Source organism: Herbaspirillum chlorophenolicum (assembly GCF_001189955.1).
Taxonomy (GTDB): domain Bacteria; phylum Pseudomonadota; class Gammaproteobacteria; order Burkholderiales; family Burkholderiaceae_D; genus Herbaspirillum; species Herbaspirillum chlorophenolicum.
The window spans coordinates 37,830-55,473 of the sequence record NZ_LFLT01000028.1; the positions used below are offsets into that span (position 1 = coordinate 37,830).

At 57.8% G+C, this 17,644-nt stretch carries 18 protein-coding genes; 2 read left to right on the top strand and 16 right to left on the bottom strand.

Annotated elements, in window-relative coordinates; genetic code table 11:
- Positions 1-27: 27 nt before the first annotated feature.
- Both AKL28_RS16520 and AKL28_RS16525 read left to right on the top strand, forming a co-directional pair.
- Positions 28-1,335, top strand: a complete 1,308-nt coding sequence (locus tag AKL28_RS16520) for an MFS transporter (protein WP_050469247.1) — start codon at positions 28-30, stop codon at positions 1,333-1,335.
- 41 nt (positions 1,336-1,376) lie between these two features.
- Positions 1,377-2,255, top strand: a complete 879-nt coding sequence (locus tag AKL28_RS16525) for an isocitrate lyase/PEP mutase family protein (protein WP_050469248.1) — start codon at positions 1,377-1,379, stop codon at positions 2,253-2,255.
- 25 nt (positions 2,256-2,280) lie between these two features.
- Here the strand turns inward: AKL28_RS16525 and AKL28_RS16530 are convergent, their stop codons facing one another.
- The 16 genes from AKL28_RS16530 to AKL28_RS16605 form a co-directional block, all read right to left on the bottom strand.
- Complete coding sequence (locus tag AKL28_RS16530) at positions 2,281-3,204, bottom strand: LysR family transcriptional regulator (RefSeq protein ID WP_082221540.1); 924 nt, start codon at positions 3,202-3,204, stop codon at positions 2,281-2,283.
- A 341-nt stretch (positions 3,205-3,545) separates the two neighbouring features.
- Positions 3,546-4,745, bottom strand: coding sequence for a formaldehyde dehydrogenase, glutathione-independent (fdhA, locus tag AKL28_RS16535; protein ID WP_050469250.1), 1,200 nt, complete (start codon positions 4,743-4,745; stop codon positions 3,546-3,548).
- Between the two features lie 146 nt (positions 4,746-4,891).
- Complete coding sequence (locus AKL28_RS25315) at positions 4,892-5,827, bottom strand: methyl-accepting chemotaxis protein (protein ID WP_050469251.1); 936 nt, start codon at positions 5,825-5,827, stop codon at positions 4,892-4,894.
- 205 nt (positions 5,828-6,032) lie between these two features.
- On the bottom strand, positions 6,033-7,130 hold the full coding sequence (locus AKL28_RS16545; RefSeq protein ID WP_050469252.1) for a porin: 1,098 nt from the start codon (positions 7,128-7,130) through the stop codon (positions 6,033-6,035).
- 178 nt (positions 7,131-7,308) lie between these two features.
- Positions 7,309-7,965, bottom strand: a complete 657-nt coding sequence (gene maiA / locus AKL28_RS16550; protein ID WP_050469253.1) for a maleylacetoacetate isomerase — start codon at positions 7,963-7,965, stop codon at positions 7,309-7,311.
- Positions 7,966-7,969: 4 nt separating this feature from the next.
- Positions 7,970-8,686, bottom strand: a complete 717-nt coding sequence (locus AKL28_RS16555) for an ABC transporter ATP-binding protein (RefSeq protein WP_050469254.1) — start codon at positions 8,684-8,686, stop codon at positions 7,970-7,972.
- A gap of 2 nt (positions 8,687-8,688) precedes the next feature.
- Positions 8,689-9,438 (bottom strand): ABC transporter ATP-binding protein, encoded by a 750-nt coding sequence (locus tag AKL28_RS16560; RefSeq protein ID WP_050469255.1) that lies wholly within the window; start codon positions 9,436-9,438, stop codon positions 8,689-8,691.
- Positions 9,435-10,460: a branched-chain amino acid ABC transporter permease gene (locus AKL28_RS16565; protein WP_050469256.1), complete on the bottom strand. Its 1,026-nt coding sequence runs from the start codon at positions 10,458-10,460 to the stop codon at positions 9,435-9,437. The genes AKL28_RS16560 and AKL28_RS16565 overlap by 4 nt, the downstream gene beginning before the upstream one ends.
- Positions 10,460-11,383 carry a branched-chain amino acid ABC transporter permease gene (locus tag AKL28_RS16570; protein ID WP_050469257.1) on the bottom strand — a complete coding sequence of 308 codons (924 nt, stop codon included), beginning with the start codon at positions 11,381-11,383 and terminating at the stop codon, positions 10,460-10,462. The genes AKL28_RS16565 and AKL28_RS16570 overlap by 1 nt, the downstream gene beginning before the upstream one ends.
- Before the next feature lie 3 nt (positions 11,384-11,386).
- Complete coding sequence (locus tag AKL28_RS16575; RefSeq protein ID WP_050469258.1) at positions 11,387-12,565, bottom strand: ABC transporter substrate-binding protein; 1,179 nt, start codon at positions 12,563-12,565, stop codon at positions 11,387-11,389.
- 59 nt (positions 12,566-12,624) lie between these two features.
- Positions 12,625-12,948: a non-heme iron oxygenase ferredoxin subunit gene (locus AKL28_RS16580; RefSeq protein WP_050469274.1), complete on the bottom strand. Its 324-nt coding sequence runs from the start codon at positions 12,946-12,948 to the stop codon at positions 12,625-12,627.
- A gap of 18 nt (positions 12,949-12,966) precedes the next feature.
- Positions 12,967-13,437 carry an aromatic-ring-hydroxylating dioxygenase subunit beta gene (locus tag AKL28_RS16585; RefSeq protein ID WP_050469275.1) on the bottom strand — a complete coding sequence of 157 codons (471 nt, stop codon included), beginning with the start codon at positions 13,435-13,437 and terminating at the stop codon, positions 12,967-12,969.
- Positions 13,438-13,439: 2 nt separating this feature from the next.
- Positions 13,440-14,702, bottom strand: coding sequence for an aromatic ring-hydroxylating dioxygenase subunit alpha (locus AKL28_RS16590; protein WP_050469259.1), 1,263 nt, complete (start codon positions 14,700-14,702; stop codon positions 13,440-13,442).
- 25 nt (positions 14,703-14,727) lie between these two features.
- A complete protein-coding gene (locus tag AKL28_RS16595; protein WP_050469260.1) occupies positions 14,728-15,426 on the bottom strand; it encodes a fumarylacetoacetate hydrolase family protein in 699 nt (232 codons plus the stop codon).
- Positions 15,427-15,493: 67 nt separating this feature from the next.
- Positions 15,494-16,552 carry a gentisate 1,2-dioxygenase gene (gene gtdA, locus AKL28_RS16600; protein WP_050469261.1) on the bottom strand — a complete coding sequence of 353 codons (1,059 nt, stop codon included), beginning with the start codon at positions 16,550-16,552 and terminating at the stop codon, positions 15,494-15,496.
- Between the two features lie 18 nt (positions 16,553-16,570).
- The gene (locus tag AKL28_RS16605; protein WP_050469262.1) at positions 16,571-17,557 is read right to left on the bottom strand and encodes a 2Fe-2S iron-sulfur cluster-binding protein; all 987 of its coding nucleotides are present in this window, start codon (positions 17,555-17,557) and stop codon (positions 16,571-16,573) included.
- Positions 17,558-17,644 lie beyond the last annotated feature (87 nt).

The following is a 17,644-nucleotide window of genomic DNA, read 5'->3' on the forward strand; positions in this document are numbered from 1 at the left end:
CAATATAATTTCACAGGGAGACATCACATGGAGCAGCACGACAACCTTGCGCGCGCAGAGGCAGAGCGGGCCGTCATCAAGAAGGTGGCCTGGCGCTTCCTGCCCGTCCTCATCCTCGGCTACCTGCTGAACTACATGGATCGCACCAACGTCGGTTTTGCGGCCCTGACGATGAACAAGGACCTCGGCCTGACGGCCAGCCAGTTCGGTTTCGGCGCCGGCATCTTCTTCCTGGCCTACAGCCTGTTCGAAGTGCCCAGCAATCTCATGCTGTTTCGCGTTGGCGCCCGGCTCTGGCTCGCGCGCATCATGATTACCTGGGGCCTTTGTTCCGCCGTCATGGCGCTCGTCATCGGCCCCTACAGCTACTATGCCGCGCGCCTCCTGCTCGGCCTGTCCGAAGCCGGCTTCTTTCCGGGCGTGACGTTCTTCCTGTCGAGCTGGTTCCCTGCCCGCTACCGCACCACCATCCTGGCGTGGTTCCTGCTGGCGGTGCCGCTGTCCTCGCTGGTCGGCGGCCCGCTCTCCGGTGCGCTCCTGCTGCTTGACGGCGTATGGGGCATGGCCGGCTGGAAATGGATGTTCCTGGTCGAAGGCCTGCCGACGGCGCTGGTCGGCATCTGGGCCCTGTACGTCCTGGCCGACAGTCCTGGGAAGGCGGCGTGGCTGTCCCCATCCGAACGCACGCTGATGAACGAGATGCTGCAAGGCGAAAAACGCGCCAAACCCCGCAAGGATTTCGCCACCGCATTGCGGGACCCGCGCGTCCACGTGCTGGCCTTGATTCAATTCGGTTTCACCGTGGGCTCATACGGCGTCGGCGTCTGGATGCCGCTGATTCTCAAGCAGTTCCTTTCCTCCCCGCTGGAAATCGGCCTGGTGTCCGCCATCCCCTACGCCTTCGCCTGCGTTGCAATGCTGCTGTGGGCCAAGCATTCGGACCGCACCGGCAATTCGCTGGGCAACCTGGGCATGAGCTGCGCATTGGGGGCCGTTGGACTGGCATTCTCGGTGTTCGCCCACTCGACTGTCGCCTCGATGGTTGGCCTCACTTTGGCGCTGGTCGGCGTCACGTCGGCACGCGCCATTTTCTGGGCGATCCCCGGCCGTATCATGACTGGCGTCGGCGCCGCAGCCGGTTTCGCGTACATTAACTGCATCGCCGCATTGGGCGGTTTCGCCGGCCCGTATGTCATCGGCTGGGCGAAGGAAGAGACCGGCAGTTTCGCCGCAGGCCTGGGCGTCATGGGTGCAGTGCTGGTCGTGACGGTATTGCTGGTCCTGCCGCTGCGCCACTTCCAGCGGCAGGCGGCTGCGGCCACCAGCTCCACTTGATCGTAGAACCTGCCGCCAAGGCCAACCTTCATAAAGGAAACATGATGGATTCTTCAAAGCGACGCGCGCTGTTCCGCCTGATGGTCGAGGAACGAAAAGGCCTGCTGATGCCAGGCGCTTTCAATGCCCTCAGCGCCCGGGTGGCTACGGATGCCGGATTCAAGTCCTTGTACCTGAGCGGCGCCGGAGTCACCAACATGTACCTCGGCATGCCCGACCTGAGCTTCATCGGCTTGTCCGACATGGCCGACCACACCAGCCGGGTGCGCGATGCGGTTTCGCTGCCCTTGCTGGTCGACGCCGATACCGGCTACGGCAATGCGGTGAATGTGGCCTTCGCGGTCCGCACGCTGGAACGCGCCGGCGCCGATGCCATCCAGCTCGAAGACCAGGTCAATCCGAAAAAATGCGGCCACTTCAATGGCAAGGACGTCATCGGCACCGATGAAATGGTGGGCAAGATCCGCGCCGCGGTAGACGCGCGCACCGATCCGAACCTGCTGATTGTCGCCCGTACCGACGCTTGCGCGATCCACGGCTACCAGGCTGCCATCGACCGTGCCCATGCATTCGCCGAAGCCGGCGCCGACGTGCTGTTCGTGGAAGCGGTTGAGTCCCTGGAAGAAGTCGAAGCGATGCCATCGCTGTTGCCGCGGCCGCTGCTGATGAATATCGTCATTGGCGGCAAGACGCCGGCACTGCCCCAGGCGAGATTGGCGGAACTGGGCTTCGGCATCGTCCTGTACGCCAACGCCGGCTTGCAAGGCGCCGTTCTGGGCATGCAAAAAGCGTTCGCGACACTGGGAGCGACAGGCATGCTGGAAGAAAATCCCGAACTGGTCGTTCCCTTCGCGGAGCGCCAGCGCCTGGTCGACAAGGCGCGTTACGACGCCATGGAAAAGCGCTACGCAGCCCCCTGAAAAAGACGACCCCGCAACCCGCGTGTCAGACGCGGGTTGCGATTGGCGTAACGCCCATCCCTGCCTCGGCAATCACGTTACGCGCGATGTCGATCACCACCTGGCTTGCCCGCCCCTCCGCCTTCGCCCGGTACGCGGCATACACCACCAATGGCGCGAACGCCGGCGTCGCACGCAGCCGGACAATACTGCCATCGGCCAGTTCGCTGGTGACCAGGCATGCCGGCAACACACTGGCAGCCACTCCGGTACGCACGAGACGCACCAGGGTCGCCATGTCATTGCAGGTATCCAGGGCCGGCAGCGGAATCTTGGCGGCGGCGAACCATTCACCGATGATGTTATGAAACGGCGATGACTGCGGCATCGTCACGATGCGGCGGCCGAGCAGGTCTTTGGCGTACAGGGTACGCGACTTCCCACCCGGCGCCTTCTGGGCGAACCAGCCGATTTCAAAGGAGGCCAGCTCCTCGACCGTGTACCGGTTGCCAATGGGCGCATCGACCAGGAAAGCGATATCGAGCTTTTGGGCATCGAGCAACTGGCGCAAGGCGGCACTGTTGTTGATGGTCAGTTCGACATGCAGGGTGGGATGGCGCTGCTCCAATGCCGCGAGCAGCGCGGGCAGGCAGCTCAAGGCGATCGTGTTGGAAGCGCCAAGGCGCAAGGAACCGGTCAACGGATCGCCGCTGGTCAGCCGGCGCTCCATCTCCTGCAGCACATCGAAGCCGCGCTGGACGTATTGCAGGGCAATCTGGCCGGACTCCGATAGCTTGACGCCTCCCTTGCCGCGGACAAAGAGGCTGCAACCCAGGGCGGATTCCAGTTCCTTTATGCGCTGGGAGATCGACGGTTGCGTGATGCCCAGCCGATCGGCTGCCTCGCGGAATGAACCCGCATCACTGATTGCGAGGAAAGCCTCCATCTGGGCAACGGTGTAATGTTTCATGGCGCCGGTAAGCTGAACGGGATGATATTGTCCGTCACTGCCGGATGCTTGCCAATACAAGAATCGGCTGTGCGCCAATATGCAGCCCGCTATGGCTCGTAATGCCGTTCAGTTAAGCCGCGCCTTCCTGACGAGTCGTCCTGGCTAAAGTCGGGACCCAATGACTTTAGTCGCGCATCGGTGGCCATCGAACGATGCCGTTCCCTGACTTTCATCAGGGCGACGGTAATTATTTACAACGAGAAGAACAGGCCTGACCATATCGAAAAAAAGCCCGCCATTTGGCGGGCCAAAACAACGACATCACTCTGCTCGCAAGTGCCGCTTGCTAAATTGAAGCGCTATGCGGCTTTCAACAAGCCATGCGGATCAATGACAAACTTCTTCGCTGCACCGGCGTCAAATTCACCATATCCAGCCGCTGCATCTTTGAGGCCAATCACCTGCACGTTGACGATTTCGGCGATATTCAGGCGATCCCACAGAATTGCCTGCATCAATGCCCGGTTGTACTTCATCACGGGAGTCTGGCCAGTATGAAAACTATGAGACTTGGCCCAACCAAGGCCGAATCGGATGGAAAGACTGCCATGCTTGGCCGCCGCCTCCTTTGCGCCAGGATCATCAGTTACGTACAAGCCAGGAATCCCGATTTTCCCTGCAGCTCGTGTGATCTCCATCAGCGAATTGAGCACGGTCGCAGGTGCTTCATGCTGAGCACCCGCATGACCATGACCTCGCGCCTCAAAACCCACGCAATCCACGGCACAATCGACCTCAGGCTTGCCTAGCAGCTGTTCAATCTGCGCTCCCAACGTGGCGTCTTTGGACAAATCGACCGTTTCTAAGCCGACCGCGCGGGCATGTGCAAGCCGGGCAGGATTGACATCGCCCACAATAGTGACTGCCGCGCCAAGCAGCCTCGCCGACGCTGCAGCAGCCATACCGACAGGCCCCGCGCCGGCGATGTACACCGTACTACCCGGCCCGACACCCGCGGTAACAGCACCGTGGAAGCCCGTCGGCAAAATATCCGACAAGCAGGTCAGATCACGAATCTTCCCCATTGCCTTGTCCCTGTCGGGGAACTTCAGCAGATTGAAGTCGGCATAGGGAACCAATACATACTCAGCTTGGCCGCCAATCCATCCTCCCATATCGACATAGCCATATGCACCGCCAGCGCGCGATGGATTAACGTTCAAGCAAACGCCGGTGTGCTGCTCCTTGCAGGTTTGACAACGGCCACACGCAACGTTAAACGGGACCGAGACAAGATCGCCTTTTCTCAGCGTTTCAACATCTCGCCCCACCTCCAACACTTCGCCGGTAATTTCGTGCCCCAGCACCAAGCCAACTGGAGCCGTAGTGCGGCCTCGGACCATATGCTGGTCTGACCCGCAAATATTGGTCGATACAACCCGAAGAATCACCCCGTGCTCAATCTTTCGGCCGCTTGGGTCTTCCATCTTGGGAAAGGGAATACTTTGCACTTCTACCTTGCCCTGCCCCATGTAGACCACACCACGATTTTCAGCCATCCTCATCTCCTAAAAAATGCGCCAGCACCGGCATAGACTTTGTGCCAAGGCACGGCATCCTATAGCTGCTCTTACCTGGCGCGATTGGACTTGCATCTCATTTCTGCGTCATTGATGGATTTCAGCCATTGCTTGCACAACACTTCTTAAGCCCCTCCCTGTTGCAGCAGATTTTTCATTTCCACTGACAACGCCCTGGTTACGCGCTGCTGCTTACCCAATGCATCATTGACAGCCTGGACCAGCACCAGACGCCGTTTGGCGCCGTCCACAACGCCCCCCATCGCCATGTTTGCCTGCTCGGCGCCGGCCTTCCCTACACCGACTTGGGATGCGGCTTTCTCTGCATCGCGCAAGGCAGCTCCCGAGGATTCGCTGAGCGACTTGGCAATCGTTCCGATCTCTATGCTCGATTGGCCTACGCGAGCAGCAAGCCGCTTCACTTCAGCTGCCACGACGGCAAATCCCCTGCCGCTTTCGCCGGCACGAGCCGCTTCGATAGCTGCGTTCAGCGCCAACAAATTGGTCTGGCTTGATATCTCATGGATCACACCGACAATATTTCCGATGGTCGCAGCCTGAAGCGTGAGCTCCCTATACGTATTCAAGGAGCTCTCTATATAGGTTCCAATCGTTGCAATTGATCCGACTGTCTGACTCACCGCGGTCATGGCGTGATTGACGTTTTGTCCGGACTCCTTCGCTATTGCGCCAGCCTTGTCCATGTCATCCTTGGTTTTCTCGACCAATTGCAGCAATACCTGGACATCTTTCAATAAGCCCGACAACCGCTGCTCATCTATCGCCGAGAGCGTCGCTGTCTCGGCAGCGGCGGCCTCTAAATCAAGTATTTCGTGGATTCCGGCATCTACCATCGCAGTCATTACCGGAGCCAGGCCTCGCCGACGCGCTCTGCCATACGCGCGAGCCGCGAAATAGGCACTCGCCATTGCGCCCGGCAATGTGATCGCCGCGATCAGCACAGGATCACTGGCGGCATAAACGCATAGATAGCCGAGGCAACTTCCAGCCAGCGCCAGAGCTACCGCAGCCACCATCAAATAAAAGCTCTTCATCAGCATATGAGCAACTCCTTTTGTGCACGCTCCACATCCGCCACGGACAATGCGCTGAAACGAACAGGTACTCCTGGAACACCGCATCTTCCCAGCGTGGAGTGGTCAATCGCTGCCGTTAAAAAGGAGTCTCCCCTGTCTACAAGATCGGGGAGACTCAAAGAGAAAGACAACCAACGCCTTTGTCGCCTCCTCAAGACTCTGATGCTTCTCAGAACGTATGGCGAATACCAGTCATCAAACCGAACTGATTCTTCCCTGCCCCGACCGTTCCACCCGCATCGACGGCGATCGCAGAAGTGCCGCCGTTTTTGATGTAGCCCATGGACGTGTACACAGCAGTACGCTTGGAAAGGTTGTAGGTCAGGCGAGCCACGGACAAAGTCACGTCGTTGCTGCTGCCTTTGACGTTCAGGCGCAGCACCTGGCCATCCAGCACCAGCGCGGCGGAAAACGGATAGCTGGCGCCCAGGTAGTACAGATCGGAATCGATGCTCACATTGCCTGCGGCACGAGCGCGACGGTCAATCACGCCGCCGCCGATCTTTACATCTCCGATCATGAAGTAACCGTTCAGGGTGATGCGCTGGTCCTTGTTGTCGCTGCTTGTCAGACCGCCGGCGGCGCCGGTGTTGCCGTACATGACATCGTAGGAGCTTGTGATACCGAAGCCTTTACCGTCATATCCCACCAAGCCCGTGATCTGACGGCAAGCCTTGGCATTACCTGCCACTTCGCCGGGACAGTTAGTCCCGGATGGGCCGCCGGCCGCGGAAGTGTCGCGACCGAAACTGTAGGTAGCACCGGCGGTAAAGCCGTTGAAAGTCCCCAGATAGCCAACAGCGTTGTCGCTGCGGGCATTAGGCAGATAGCTATCGATGCTATTGATGGAGAAGAGGCTCGGCCCAATCACATCGCTTTTCGCTGTGGCCAGGAAGGTCATGTTGACTTGGCGACCGAGGGAAACTTGCCCCCAGCCCCCTTTCAGCCCCACAAAGGATTGACGGCCAAACAGCCGATTGCCTTGTCCCATGCCGCCGGAGTCCGGGGCGAATCCAGATTCGAGAACGAACAGCGCTTGCAAGCCGCCACCCAGATCCTCGATACCCTTAAAGCCAATCCGCGACGGAAACGTGCCAGTCAAGGAAGGCATCTTTATTACCGAATTGCCATTGGCGTTGGCGTTAGTCGTGTAAGCCACCGCCGTGTCGATGATCCCGTAGATCGTGACCGAACTCTGCGCGTGCGCCGCGCCGGCAAAAACCGTCCCCGCCAGCGCAACTGCGCCGGCAATTTTCATCTTCCGCATTTTTCCTCCTGTAGTTGTCGAAAAGACGGCGCCGCGTAGACCGATCTATTGAATTTGCCGGCTATCGTGTAACGCCATCTAGTGGTGTCGTTGTCAGATCCTTGCGATTTCTTTCATGAAAGTTGATCTTCGATGCATGGTTTGCATCGGTGGCTAAAGACGGTGTCGGCGAAGTGCCCTACTCAGAATCGGGTTGCCGGGAAGGATGTGCAGCAGAGAAAGCCGGCAATTTCTCGCACTCTGCAGCTATCGCCCGCAATTCCGGATAGGGCTCCAGATCCACATCAAAGCGCTGGGCGTTGAACAGCTGCGGCACCAGGCAGCAATCCGCCAGGCTCGGCAAATCGCCGCAGATAAAGCGTCCGCGCAACGGCGATGACGAGATCTGAATCTCGAGCCCTTGCAATCCGAGACGGTTCCAATGATGAATCCATCCTTTTTTCTGCTCTTCGGATACACCCAGAACGCCAGTCAAATACTTCAGAACGCGCAGATTGTTCAACGGATGCATCTCGCAAGCGATAGTCGCCGCCACCTGGCGCACGTATGCGCGTCTGGCTGCGTCACTTGGCAGAAGCGGCTCCTGCGGATAACGCTCTTCAAGGTATTCAAGAATGGCAAGCGATTGGCTGATTAAGCCGGAACCGTCATCCAGCACAGGGACTAACGACTGCGGGTTCAATGCTTGAAAATCCGCACCGAACTGCTCGCCGCCATTGCGATTCAAATGCACTGCCCGATAGTCGAACGGCAATCCTTTCAGATTCAGCGCGATCCGGACGCGATAGGACGATGAACTGCGAAAGTAGTTATAGAGAATTCGTTCGGTGTTCACTCTTTCAGACTCCGAGATATTGGTGAATAAGCGCCGTTTCGCACGCCAACGCATCTGACTCGCCAGACCACACCACACGTCCTTTCTCGAGCACAAAATGGCGATCGGCCAGTTTAAGAAGCGGCTTGATGTTTTTGTCGATCACGATCTGGGCCAGTCCTTCCCCCTTGAGCGAGCGCAACGCAGCCCAGATTTCCTGCCGGACCAGTGGCGACAGGCCTTCTGTTGCCTCGTCCAGTACCAGCAACGTCGGATTTGTCATTAATGCGCGTCCAATGGCCAGCATCTGTTGTTCCCCTCCAGACAATTGCCAGCCTTGATGACGACGACGCTCTTGAAGACGCGGGAACAGTCCATAGACACGCGCCAGGGTCCACGGCGCACCCGCCATCTTTTGGCGCGGCGCGCGCGCCGTGGCCACCAGATTCTCTTCCACGCTCAGATTGGGGAACACTTGGCGCCCCTCCGGCACCAAGCCCAACCCCATGCGCGCAATCTCGTGCGAGGGCGCGGAGTGAATGTCTCTGCCTGCCAACGTGATGCGTCCGCGCTGCGCGCGCAGCAGACCGAACAGGCATTTGATCGTGGTCGAACGTCCCATCCCATTACGGCCGAGGAGCGTTACCACTTCACCGGGACGCACGTCGAAATCAACCCCGAATAGCGCTTGTGCCTGCCCGTAGGACGCATTGAGGTTTTCCACCTCCAATAGTGCCGCCATGCTCATTCCTCCTCGCCCAGATAGATCGCTTTCACCTCAGGGTGATTGCGGATTTCATCCGGAGTGCCGCAGAACATCACCTTGCCGTAGACCAAGACGGTGATGCGATCCGCCAGCGCAAAAACCGCCTCCATGTCGTGCTCCACCAGCAAGATCCCATATCGTCCTTTCAGGCGCTGCAGCAACGCCACGACTGCGGCCGACTCCTGGCCGCTCATCCCGGCCATCGGCTCGTCAAGCAGCAAGAAGCGCGGCTCTGCGGCCAATGCCATCGCCAATTCCAACTGTCGCCGCTGGCCGTAGGCCAACTCGCCGGCGGGAGTATTTCCGATTGGCGCCAGACCGACTTCCATCATCACCGCGTCTGAGATCGTCGCGAGGTCTCGTTGTCCCAGCAGCGATCGGAAAAACGAAAATCCATGACGCCGCGCGCCGTGAGCGGCAAGCATGACGTTCTCACGCACGGTGAATTCTTCGAATACAGCGGTGATCTGGTAGGAACGCAGTAACCCGCTGCGTGCGCGATGAGATACGCCTAGCGCGGATACATTGCGGCCATCAAAATGAATCGTTCCTGCGTCGGCGCGCAATTCCCCGGACAGCTGATTAACGAGCGTGGTTTTTCCAGCGCCATTGGGACCGATGATGGCGTGCAGTTCTCCGGGGCGGATATCCAGGTCAACCTGATCCGTCACCAGCAATCCGCCGTATCGCTTGGTCAGCCCGCGGGTTTCAAGTAGCGCTTGATTCATCGCGTCTCCTCACCGGCCAGCTTTGCCGAAATCAGAGTTGCCGCGCTCTCCGGGTTGTTTCTGGATGCGAACCAAGCATCTATTTTCAACAACGCGCCGACGATGCCTGCGCGCCCCATCAAGGCAACCAACACAATCATCGGACCGAATACGGCAGCCCAATGATCCGTGTATGCCTTGAGTATTTCTTCCATCCCGAGAAACGCCATCGCTCCGAGTAAAGGACCGGAGACGGAGCCCATTCCGCCGAGTACGACCATCACAATGAGATCGCCAGACATCGACCAGGCCAAGGAGCTCGGCGAAGCAAATGCATTCAGGTTCGCGAACAACATTCCGGCCAAAGAACACCCCACCGCGGAAATCACATATGCGACGAGCTGATATTTCTGCGCCGGGAATCCCAGAGCATTGATACGGCGAGCATTTTGACGAGCCCCCCTCAAGACCATGCCGAAGGGGGAACCGTGAATTCGCCACATCGCCAACAAGGCAGCGCACAAGATGACAAAGGCTGTGTAGTAAAGGCTCTTGAGATCGCCCAGGTTGAGCGGGCCGAACACCGATGGCGAAGCAATTGTCATCCCATCGTCGCCGCCGTACTGCTTCAGGCTGACGAAGATGAAGTACCCCATCTGGGCAAATGCCAGCGTAATCATGATGAATGCGATCCCACTGGTGCGCAGGCTGATGAATCCTGTCACAACACCCAAGATCGCGCACACGATCACGCAAGCGGCAAGATGCACCCAGCCGGCGTCAATCCCATAGAAGGCCGGAATGGCAACGCAATAGGTTCCGACACCAAAGAACAGGGCATGGCCAAAGCTGACCAGACCGCCATATCCCAATGCCAGATTCAGCGCGACCGCCGCCAGCGAATAGACCAGCATGCGGGCAAACAGGGTGATGAAGAACGGTTCTCCAATCCACTCAGCGACGATGGGCAAGAGCGCCAGCGCTCCCAGCAAGATCAGCGGAATCCAGAACGCGAAGCCTCGTACATTTTTTGGCGAAACCATTACTTCCCTCCTGCAGGAAACAGGCCGTTTGGTTTGACGGCTAGAACCACTGCCATCAAGACATACACCAGCATGGATGCAACCGCCGGCCCGGCAGCCGTGGCAGTCTCGCGATCCATCAGAGTGCGGAAGAGCTGCGGAAGAAATGCCCGGCCCATTGTGTCGGCAATGCCGACAATCAGCGCGGCATAAAGAGCGCCGCGAATAGAACCGATTCCGCCGATCACAATCACAACCAGCGTCGCAATCAGCACCGGCTCGCCCATTCCGGATTGAATCGACAAGATGGGGCCTGCCATCACGCCGGCCAGGCCGGCCAGTACGGCGCCGATGGCAAACAGCAATCCGTTCAGGAGCCGAATATTGATGCCCAAGGCGCCAATCATCCCAGGATTCACCGCGCCGGCGCGAATCAGCATGCCGAGACGGGTTCCATTGATCATCCATTGCGATCCAGCCGCCACCAGCAAGCCCGTGACGATGATGGCAAGGCGATAGGCCGGGTAACTGATGCCGAAGATATCGACCGTTCCCTCCAGGATCGCGGGCAGCGGCAGAAAATATGGCTGGGGGCCGAAGATAATGCGAACGAGTTCGTTGAAGAACAGCACTAGCCCGAAAGTGGCCAAGACATGGTCAAGGTGATCGCGGCGATACAGGCGCGCAATCACCAGGCGCTCCAGCGCCATGCCTACGACGGCGCATCCGGCCAGGGCGGAAATGACAGCCCAGGCAAAATTCCCGCCGTATTCATAACCGAGCGCTGAAAAATATGCTCCCAGCATATAAAGCGAGCCGTGTGCCAGATTGACGAAGCTCATGATGCCGAAGACCAAGGTCAGGCCTGCCGCCAGGAGAAACAGCAGCACGCCATATTGGACGCCATTGAGCAACTGTGTGGCGATCTGCATGAGGAAATCCATGACTCACTTCCTTACGCACAGGGTGCTATAGCTATCGGTATGGTTGGTGAGCGCCACACCGCTTTGCCTGACTTCGACACGGCCGCCGTTCTTGATCACGTCGAAGATGTAGTAGTTCTGCACCGGCATGTTGTTATTGTTGAACCGGAACGGTCCCCGCACCGAACGAAACTCGGCGCCCGCCGCCTTCACTGCCGTGGCGAAAGCCTTCCGGTCGCTGGTGTTCCCGCCGGCCTTTTGCACGGCCAGATCGAGCAACCGCGCGGCGTCGTAGCCGGTAGCCGCATATTCGCTGGGAATCCGCTTGTATTTAGCCTGGAAGGCGTCAACGAATTTCTTATTGTCAGGCGTATCCAGGGCGGCGTCCCACATGGCGCCGTAGACGCTTCCCACCGCCGCATCACGCAACGCCGGCATCGTGGTGCCATCCACGGTGAAGATGGAGAACATCGGTAATTTCCCCAGCAGTCCTGCCTGGCTGAATTGCTTCACAAAATTCACGCCCATCCCGCCGGGATAGAAGACAAATACCGCATCTGCTTTAGCCGCCTGGATTTGCGATATTTCCGCGGAATAGTCTGCTTGGCCAACCTGGGTGTAGAGCTCGTCCGCCGGCTGTCCTTGATAGAAGCGCTTAAAGCCGGTCAGCATGTCCTTACCGGCCTGGTAGTTCGGCGCCAGCAGCACCACCCGTTTGAAATTCCTGGATTTCACGTACTGGCCAACCGCCTCCGCGGTACCGTCGTTCTGCCATGCAACAGAGAACACATTGGCGGCGCACGATGCGCCTGCCACGGGGGAAGGCCCCGCATTGGTACCTATCGCCACTACGCCGGAATCGACAATGGTCTTAAGGGTGGCCATAAAGACATTAGAGAATCCCAAGCCGACGATCGCGTCTACTTTGTCCTTTTCGACAAACTTGCGAACGACCTGCGCGCCGATTTCAGGCTTTAATTGGTCGTCTTCCTTAAAAAGGGTGACAGTCCGCCCGCCCAATTTCCCGCCGTTCTGTTCGACTGCCAGATTGAAGCCGTCAACCTGATCCTGGCCAACTACCGCCTGGCTGCCCGTCAGCGGGGCCGAAAAACCGATTTTGAGTGCATCGGCAGCGACGGCAGGCATATTCGCCCAACATGCCAGGGCAGTTGCACCAGCAGTAATCGCTTTCGTGTATTTCATTCTGTCTCCTCTCCTGTGTCGTTATGTATATGGCGCCGCGACGATGGCGGCGTCTTATTTTAGAATCCGACGAAGACCCTGCCGTCCTCGATCCGAATCGGATAGGTTTTGACGTCTTCGGTCAGCGGCGCGCACATGGCCTTGCCATTGCGAATGTCAAACTTCCCCTGGTGCAAAGGACATTCGATTTCATGTCCGTCAAGAAATCCGTCACATAGCCTGGCGTGTCCATGCGTGCAAATGTTGTCGGTGGCAAAAACCTCGCCATCAACACGATATAAGGCAAGGTCTTTTCCTCCCACGGCCAGGCCGACCACGTCATCCGCCGGAATCTCGTCTACCGTACCGGCATCGAGCCATTGTTCGCTGAGTTGATCGCTCATCATTCCCTTAGCATTCCCTTAGATCGGATAGATCAACGAGTTCGGAATCATTTCCGAGTCGTAGATGCACAGTTTCGACTTGAAGCGCATCCCTTCCGGGGTCATGCTGACCTCGTCAAGATAACGTCCGACATTAAAGACCGTCGTCTCCTGGCTCAGCTTGGTGCGCAAGATCGAGTAGTTGGCTTCCACCTTCAGGACATCGCCCTCCTTCGCCTTCAGCAACGGCAATCCCGTCACATTCAACTGGTAATAGGGATCATGAAAGAGGGTTTCGCGGATGCCATACACACGGTCATGCAGCATCCCTTTGCTGATGAAAGACAGCGTCGCCAGTGGGAAACCCCTCTCATAATTTTCCCGGGGCTGCACCTTATAGATGCACTCGTCGGTAAAGAAATCCGGCCATTCTTCCCATCGTCCGTTACTGGTGACTTCGGCATATTTTGCATAGAGCTGGCAGAGTTCAACATACAAGCTTGCATCCATCATCAGACCTCCATTACCTTGCGCCAGTAGTCATACATGCCGCGAATGAGTGTTTCAGTAACCATGTGCTCTGTATCGCGGCAATCGCGGCCGTCAAGCTCGGCCAGCGTGCGATGCGCCGGTTTCTGCTCGAAGCCGCACTGCGAGAATTCGATCACCTCCCCATCGTCGGCGGAAACAAAACCGGCAGGGCCGAACAGATTTGCCTGAATCAGGCGCCGCTCGGTCATTTCTTCGCTATCGTCTTCGAAACCGAAATGGGTCCAGACAAAATCGAATGAGCCGGTACCGTTAGGCTGGATGTGGCGGGTCGAAACGCTATTGACCTGCTGCTGGAAGATCACGCTTGGGAACACCGTCATCATGACGGCGGTCGGACCATTCCACCAATCTTCCTGGACGATGTCGAGCAAGCGCTTGTCATGCACTTGCATGCTCTCCTTGAAGCTGCTTACGCCGGCGGTCACTTCGTTCTTGACGCCCCCCGTGCCGCGCGTGGAGATCATTGCCGCGTGGCGGAACTTGTCGTCCATGCGCAACTGGGACTTGTTATCCGCGCGCCACAAGCCATAGGTCACGAACCAGGTATGCAACAGGCCCGGATGGTAAGGGTCCTTGATGTTTTCCTGCATCAGCTTCCAGTTGCCGGGAATGCGCTGGCGGTTGTACCCCAGGATCTTCAGCCGGCGGCCGTTGAACAAGCGATCGAAATAAGCCAGAATCTGGGGACCAAGAAAGTCCTCCAGCGAATCCACATCATGATCAAACGAGGCGAATACCACTCCGCCGCGCCGTGCCACCTTGAGCTTGGTCAGACCGTTCTCTTCGACCTTGAAGTCGCCCGGCATGCCGCCGTTGACCTTGCCGTCCTGCTTGACGCCGCGGCGGAACGGAACCCCTTGAAGATCGCCATTTAACTTGTAGTTCCACTGGTGATAGGGACACACCAGCTCCTTCCTGTTGCCGCTTCTTTCTCGGCAGAACTGCATACCCCGGTGGGCACATACGTTCTCGACCACATTAATTTCACCGTCGGCGTCGCGGATCATTACCACCGAGCGTTCGCCTACGACCGTCCTCTTGAAATCACCGTGATTCGGAATCTCGGCTTCCAAGCCGACATAATTCCAATGCCCGCGATAGAAGAAACGCTCTAATTCACGCCGATAGAGCGCCTTGTCTGTATACGCCCAGAAGGGAATACGGCTGGAACCGTCGCCTTCCCATTTCTGCTCCAGCGGAAAAGCCTCGCCAGGATGTTGCATGTCGACTCTCCTGTTCTGACGTCCGTTATGCCGTTACCCGAACGCGGATCGCGCCAAGACCCTCGACGAAGCCTTCCATCAGGTCTCCGGACGATACTGCGTTCACGCCTTCCGGCGTGCCGGTCATGATGATGTCGCCGGGTTCCAGCGCCTCGTACTGCGAGAGGTAAGCGATACTCTCCGCCACCGACCAAATAAGCTCCGATACATTGGAACGCTGCCTCGGTTGGCCATTAACCGCCAACGCAATCTCTCCACCGGTAATGTGCCCGACGCTCGCGACGGAATGGATGGGGCCAATTGGAGCCGAGTCGCGGAATGACTTACCGAATTCCCAAGGGCGCCCCTTCTCGCGAGCATCCAGCTGCAAATCCCGGCGTGTCATGTCCAGGCCAACTGCGTAACCATAGACATACGACAACGCCTCATCGACGCTAATGTTCTTGCCACCGCGGCCGATCGCTACGACCAACTCGATTTCATGATGGAAATTCGATGTCATGGGGGGATAGGGAATGCGGGTTTCACCTTCGCCTGCCCGCACCGCCGCGCAGGCCGGTTTCATGAAGAAGAACGGAGGATCGCGCTCTGGGTCCTTACCCATTTCACGGGCATGGGCAGCATAGTTTCTGCCGACGCAGAAAATACGATTGACTGGAAATGCATCTCCACTGCCTGCGATATCAAGGCTGGTGACGGGAGCAACGGGTACGGCGTAGTTCATGAAATCTCCGATTGAAGATGAGTCTGGCCGCCAATGCGGCCAAATGCATTAGTTGAAGGGTCGGTTATCAGGCGGCCGCTCGCGCAAGGCGCTCTTCGCGCCAGAATCCAATGGCCTGCTGTGCCGGTCTGTCCGAATAACTAAAGAGAATGGCGTCACGCTGAGCACGCAGCTGCAGCGCGCTCCACGATGGCACGACGAATACGTCGTTTTCCTGGAATCTCAGAACCTGATCGCCCACCAATGCTTCGCCCTCTCCCTCCAGGCAGACATAGACAGTGGCGTCGGTGCTGCGATACGGCAAACTTTCGAATCCCTGCGGCAGAAGTTGAATGAATGCGCCCATCGTGGGCATCGGCGACGCCCCTGTGGCGGGATTGACAAACCGTTGCTTGTGGCCGTGATGCTGATCGACCTCTCCCTGCGCAACCATCTTCAGGGCCGCGCGAGTTTGCGCAAACGGATAGACAAAGACTTTGGTGGGGGAATTTGTCGGCTGATGGAAGTCGACGGGCAGCATGTTACTGCCGTATCGCGCCAGGGCATCACCCTCAGGACGACTGACGCTCTGAGAATGCTCTTCCCCCGGCTCGGCAAAGCCCGCATCGAAAAATCTTGCAAGGGGAATGTCCAGACCGTCTAACCAGACCACCGGCTCTTGGCCAAGATTTCCATGGTCATGCCAAGTCCATGCCGGCGTAATAATGAAATCGCCACGTCGCATGGTGGTTCGCTCGCCATCCACTGCTGTGTAGGCGCCTTCGCCATCCAACACCAGGCGCAGCGCGGATTGAGTATGGCGGTGCGCCGGCGCCACCTCACCCGGCATGATCAACTGCAGGCCTGCATACAGGCTTTGTGTCACCGATGAATTTCCGCGAAGACCGGGGTTTTCCAAGATCAGAACCCTGCGTTCTGCCTCCTCCGCGCTGATCAGACTACCGGCCTGCATGACGTGCTTGCGCACGTCCGAGTACTTCCAGAGAGTGGGCGTTATTGCAGGCGCCGGAGACCTCGGCACAAGACGGCCCAGCACTTCCCAAAGCGGCGTCATGCTGAATTGGTTGATCAGATCGTAATACTGGCGACGCTCCGCCCGCACGAAATCCGGTACGTCAGCTTTCATCTCGCATTCCTTGTTCTCTTAGTTGGCACTCGCATAAAATGCGTCGGCATAAATGTGTTCCATCGCTATTCCTTTGGATTTGGCGATGAGCGTGGCAGCCTCGACCATTGGCGGTGCTCCGCACAGATAGGCGCGCCAGTCCCTCAGATCCTTCCAATCTTTCGATACGGAATCGGTCACGAGCCCGACTCGATGGGCAGCGCCAGGCTCGTTGGTGGCGATCACCACCTGCACATGCAAATTGGGATTGATTTCGGAAAGCTGTTTTAGCCAGTCTTGGCCGTAGATATCGGCGGAAGAGCGCACGCCGAAATAGAGATGAATCGGATTGGTCATCTTCATGGCGGTGGCAGAACGAACGATCGACAAGACGGGAGCCAGCCCCGTCCCTCCGGCGATGCAAAGGACAGGACCCTCGTGCTTCTTACGCAGATATGCAGTTCCCATCGGGCCGGAAACGCGCACTTGGTCCCCTACCTTCAACTCCTTGAATACATAACCCGTGACGCGTCCATTCGGCACGTAGCGGATGTGGAATTCGAGCGTATCGTCTTCTGGCAAACCCGCCATCGAATAAGGCCGAATGTGCTCCGGGGTGAATTGCAGAATGGCATATTGCCCGGGAGAAAACGAAAGGGGCTTGGGCGATTTGAGAACCAGACGCTTGATATCGTGCGTCAGGTCTTCGATTGCCGCCACGCTTGCCCTGAGAATTCGTGCAGGATGCGCCACGATCTCATCGGGCTCGGGAATTTCGACGACACAATTCTCCGTCAGCACGCTCATGCACGCCAGGACGTGATTTCCCTCGCCAAGATTGGTGATTTTGGCATCACCCGCCGACTCCAGAACCTTCCCCTCGATTACTTTGCAGCGACAGGTACCGCAACGCCCCGCGCGGCAGCTGTAAGAAACAGGAATCCCATTTTCCTGCAACACCTCCAACAGGTTGTCTCCAGCCTTAACGGCCAGCGAACGCCCAAGGGGTTGCACCACGAGTTCCATACCTGTCTCCTTCTGCCTACTTAGATTTATTTAGTTTGGTGAGGCGATTATAGGAAGCGGGTATTTATAAATATATAGTATTCTCTG

What these genes read in the sequence shown, in the direction of transcription:
- AKL28_RS16605 (WP_050469262.1), bottom strand. Translation starts at nt 17,557, where the DNA reads ATGGAACTCGTGGTGCAACCCCTTGGGCGTTCGCTGGCCGTTAAGGCT.
- AKL28_RS16590 (WP_050469259.1), bottom strand. Translation starts at nt 14,702, where the DNA reads ATGCAACATCCTGGCGAGGCTTTTCCGCTGGAGCAGAAATGGGAAGGC.
- AKL28_RS16575 (WP_050469258.1), bottom strand. Translation starts at nt 12,565, where the DNA reads ATGAAATACACGAAAGCGATTACTGCTGGTGCAACTGCCCTGGCATGT.
- AKL28_RS16585 (WP_050469275.1), bottom strand. Translation starts at nt 13,437, where the DNA reads ATGGATGCAAGCTTGTATGTTGAACTCTGCCAGCTCTATGCAAAATAT.
- AKL28_RS16560 (WP_050469255.1), bottom strand. Translation starts at nt 9,438, where the DNA reads ATGAATCAAGCGCTACTTGAAACCCGCGGGCTGACCAAGCGATACGGC.
- AKL28_RS16525 (WP_050469248.1), top strand. Translation starts at nt 1,377, where the DNA reads ATGATGGATTCTTCAAAGCGACGCGCGCTGTTCCGCCTGATGGTCGAG.
- AKL28_RS16580 (WP_050469274.1), bottom strand. Translation starts at nt 12,948, where the DNA reads ATGAGCGATCAACTCAGCGAACAATGGCTCGATGCCGGTACGGTAGAC.
- AKL28_RS16565 (WP_050469256.1), bottom strand. Translation starts at nt 10,460, where the DNA reads ATGGTTTCGCCAAAAAATGTACGAGGCTTCGCGTTCTGGATTCCGCTG.
- AKL28_RS16555 (WP_050469254.1), bottom strand. Translation starts at nt 8,686, where the DNA reads ATGGCGGCACTATTGGAGGTGGAAAACCTCAATGCGTCCTACGGGCAG.
- AKL28_RS16520 (WP_050469247.1), top strand. Translation starts at nt 28, where the DNA reads ATGGAGCAGCACGACAACCTTGCGCGCGCAGAGGCAGAGCGGGCCGTC.
- AKL28_RS16570 (WP_050469257.1), bottom strand. Translation starts at nt 11,383, where the DNA reads ATGGATTTCCTCATGCAGATCGCCACACAGTTGCTCAATGGCGTCCAA.
- AKL28_RS25315 (WP_050469251.1), bottom strand. Translation starts at nt 5,827, where the DNA reads ATGCTGATGAAGAGCTTTTATTTGATGGTGGCTGCGGTAGCTCTGGCG.
- fdhA (WP_050469250.1), bottom strand. Translation starts at nt 4,745, where the DNA reads ATGGCTGAAAATCGTGGTGTGGTCTACATGGGGCAGGGCAAGGTAGAA.
- AKL28_RS16595 (WP_050469260.1), bottom strand. Translation starts at nt 15,426, where the DNA reads ATGAACTACGCCGTACCCGTTGCTCCCGTCACCAGCCTTGATATCGCA.
- AKL28_RS16530 (WP_082221540.1), bottom strand. Translation starts at nt 3,204, where the DNA reads ATGAAACATTACACCGTTGCCCAGATGGAGGCTTTCCTCGCAATCAGT.
- gtdA (WP_050469261.1), bottom strand. Translation starts at nt 16,552, where the DNA reads ATGAAAGCTGACGTACCGGATTTCGTGCGGGCGGAGCGTCGCCAGTAT.
- AKL28_RS16545 (WP_050469252.1), bottom strand. Translation starts at nt 7,130, where the DNA reads ATGCGGAAGATGAAAATTGCCGGCGCAGTTGCGCTGGCGGGGACGGTT.